Source organism: Mycobacterium sp. NGS49, assembly GCF_059812565.1.
On record NZ_JCALCX010000079.1, the window covers coordinates 1 to 3,281 of the forward strand.

Annotated in this window: 1 protein-coding gene and 1 pseudogene; one reads left to right on the forward strand and one right to left on the reverse strand. The window is 73.3% G+C overall.

Annotation, left to right across the window (positions count from 1 at the left end):
• Positions 1 to 163: 163 nt before the first annotated feature.
• A pseudogene (locus tag AC5Y7D_RS30690) lies at positions 164 to 373 on the reverse strand (universal stress protein); the annotation flags it as partial.
• A gap of 253 nt (positions 374 to 626) precedes the next feature.
• Here AC5Y7D_RS30690 and AC5Y7D_RS30695 point away from each other — a divergent pair.
• Complete coding sequence (locus AC5Y7D_RS30695; RefSeq protein WP_499929924.1) at positions 627 to 3,269, forward strand: PE family protein; 2,643 nt, start codon at positions 627 to 629, stop codon at positions 3,267 to 3,269.
• The last annotated feature ends 12 nt before the right edge of the window (positions 3,270 to 3,281 follow it).

A 3,281-nucleotide genomic window follows, 5' to 3' on the forward strand; every position in this document is an offset into this window, starting at 1 on the left:
ATGGATCGCCACCAACCACCCGGGCCGCACCAAGGCGTGGCTAAAAAGGCGAAAGGCGAGCGAGAACAGCGGCTGATCGGGGGCCCCGGCGCCGGGGCCGTGGTTCCGGACCGTGGAACCCGCGAGATGCGGTGCCCTTACCGGTCCGTCCGGCGGCGATGATTTACGGAATTCGCGCCGAGGTGACAAGGGAAGCGCTGGCCGAGCCGAGGAGCATGCCGGGGAACCCGCCGCGCCCGTGACTGCCCAACACCACCAGTTGGGCGCTTTGGGGTTATTCGAGCAGCAGCGGCGCCGGACGATCGCACACGACGACCTTGTGCACGGCCACCGCCGAGTAGCGTTCCCGCCAGCCGCAAAGGCGCTCCGCCAGAGTAGTTGCCGCGCGTGTCTGACATCGGTCCATTCATTCGCACCGCCCCCACCAGCGGATTCACCGTCTAGCTCATGCGGATAGCGATCACGGCAGGCAGATCATCGCAGTGGGTTCGCGTCGCCGGACAGTTGCGCACCGCACAACAGAGCGTTCGCAAACTTCTGCTGGTTCCGCGGATACCAGAACCATACGTTCATCGCAGACGCGAACACGCGCGGGTTGTCGGCTTCGCATTGCCCGGAGGTGCACGATGTCGTTTGTCACGGTGATTCCCGAGGCGCTTGCCGCCGCGGCGTCGGCGCTGGCTGATGTCGCAACAGCGGTCGGACAAGCCAACGCAGCCGCGGCGGGCGCGACGACCAGTTTGCTGGCCGCCGGGGCTGACGAGATATCGACGGCCGTCGCGGCGCTATTCGGCGACCATGCCCGGCAGTACCAGGCCCTCAGCGACCAAGCCGCAGCGTTTCACGATGGCTTCGTGCGGTCGTTGACTCGGGCAGAGGGCAGGTATTCCGCCGCCGAGGCCATCAACGCCTCCGCGCATGCCCTGCTCGGCCGTCCGTTAGTCGGTAACGGCGCCGACGGCACCCTGCCTGCGCAGGCCGGAAAGCCCGGCGGGTTGTTGTTCGGCAATGGCGGCAGGGGGGCGCCAGGCGTCAATCCCGGAGTGGCAGGCGGTGCGGGAGGCGCAGCAGGATTGGTCGGCAACGGTGGTGCCGGCGGTGCAGGGGGAGCGGGTGCCAGCGGCGGCGCGGGCGGCAGCGGCGGCTGGTTGCGGGGCAACGGTGGAAACGGCGGTGCGGGTGGGGCCGGCATCGCGCTCGGCGCGGCAGGAGGTGTCGGCGGGCCCGGTGGCAACGCAGGGTTGTGGGGCAACGGCGGTGCTGGCGGCAACGGTGGCAGCGGCTACCTCGGTGCCCAAGGTGCGGCAGGGACCAACGCGTCCGGCGGTGGAACCGGCGGCACCGGCCACGCGGGTGGCGCCGGTGGCGATGGTGGAGCGGGCGGCCGTGGCGGGTTCTACGGCGGTGACGGCGGTATCGGTGGTGACGGCGGGGCGGGCGGCGCCGGCGGGGCCGGCGGTACCGGCGCCACCGGCGCCACAGGGGTCAGCGGCGGCGCCGATGGCGGACACGGCGGTGACGGCGGCACCGGCGGGTCGGGCGGGGCGGGTGGTAAAGGGGGGCTCGGCGGCGCGGCCGGCAAGAGCCAGGCGGGTATGGCCGGCAGCGGCGGGGCTGGTGGCCACGGAGGTGATGGCGGCACCCCCGGCAACGGCGGTGCCGGTGCTGACGGTACTTCCGGCACGCCCGACGGTGGCGCCGGCGGCGACGGCGGCAACCCCGGCGCCGGAGGCGCCGGCGGGTCGGGCGGGTTGGGTCGCATCAACGGCGCCGGCGGCGGCAGCGGCTCCACGCCGACCGCCGCCGCGGGCAATGGCGGAAACGGCGGTAACGGTTACAGCCCCGTCGTCTTCGGCGCCAGCGGGGGCAACGGTGGAGCGGGCGGCACCGGTGGGCTATATGGCAACGGCGGGAACGGCGGCAATGGCGGGGCAGGCGCCGCCGGCGCCTCCGGCGGCGGTGGTGTCAACAGCGGTGGCAATGGCGGCAATGGCGGGGCAGGAGGCACCGGTGGGCTGACAGGTGACGGCGGGGCAGGAGGGACCGGTGGAGCCGGCGGTAACGGAGCGGCTGGCAACAGCGGTATAGCCGGGGTCAACGGCGGCGACGGAGTTGCCGGTGGCAATGGCGGGAACGGAGGCTCCGGAGGTGCCGGAGGTAACAGCGGAGGGTCCGGCAAGGGCGGTGCCGGTGGCGTTGGCGGTGTTGCCGGCAACGGCGCCCGCGGCGGTGATGGTGCGGTCGCCAGCGGTGACGGCGGGCTGACCGGCGACGGCGGCAACGGCGGGGCCGGAGGAGCGGGCGGAACCGGCGGCAGCGGTGGCGACGGGGGCGCCGGCCGAGACGTCGTCGGGGACAGCGGCAATGGCAGCGATGGCGGTAACGGCGGCAAGGCGGGCGCCGGGGGAGCCGGCGCGGCGGGTGGCGCGGGTGGGAGCGGCGGCTCGATCTCAGGTAACGGCGGAGCCGGCGGAGCCGGCGGCGACGGGGGTAATGCAGGCACCCTTGGCCAGGGAGGCAGAGGAGGCAACGGCGGCTCGATCTCTGGTTACGGCGGCAACGGCGGCAAAGGCGCGACCGCCGGCTCCTACCTGGATCCGACTGCTCCCGCCGGCGGGGCAGGTGGCGCCGGCGGTGCCGGCGGCGCGGCACCCGGGACCGTTGGCCATGGGGTCGCCGGGGCGGGCGGTGCCGGAGGCGATGGCGGCGACGGGGCCTCGGGTGGCGCCGGCGGCAACGGTGGCAAAGCCGGTTCGACCGCCGGTAGAGGCGGTTTTGGCGGCATGGGCGGTGCGGGTGGCAACGGCGGTAGATACGGCGCGGGAGGGGCTGGCGGAACCGGCAGCACCACGAACGCCGGCGGCAACGGCGGCAACGGCGGTACCGGTGGAAACGGCGGCGACGGTGGCAATGGCGGTAACGCCGGTCGTGGGGCCAATTCCGTCCTCAACGGCCTCCCCGGTATGGGCGGAGAAGGGGGGCACGCCGGCAATTTCCTCGACCGGCAAGTTAAGAGCGGCGGAGATGGCGGGGCCGGCAACTCCGGGGGTGACGGCGGTATCGGCGGCAACGGCGGCAATGGCGGGGCGGGCGGCAGAGCCGGCATATCGGCGTCCTCAAGTGTCCGTACCATCGGCGGAAACGGTGGCTTTCCCGGTGCTCCGGGATTGGGTGGGGCCGGCGGCGCCGCTCTTGGCGGCGGCGACACCGGCAGCGCCGGAAGTTCCGGCAGCATCGGAAAACCCGGAGTTGACAACACCTGGTCGTGATCGGAGCGGGGC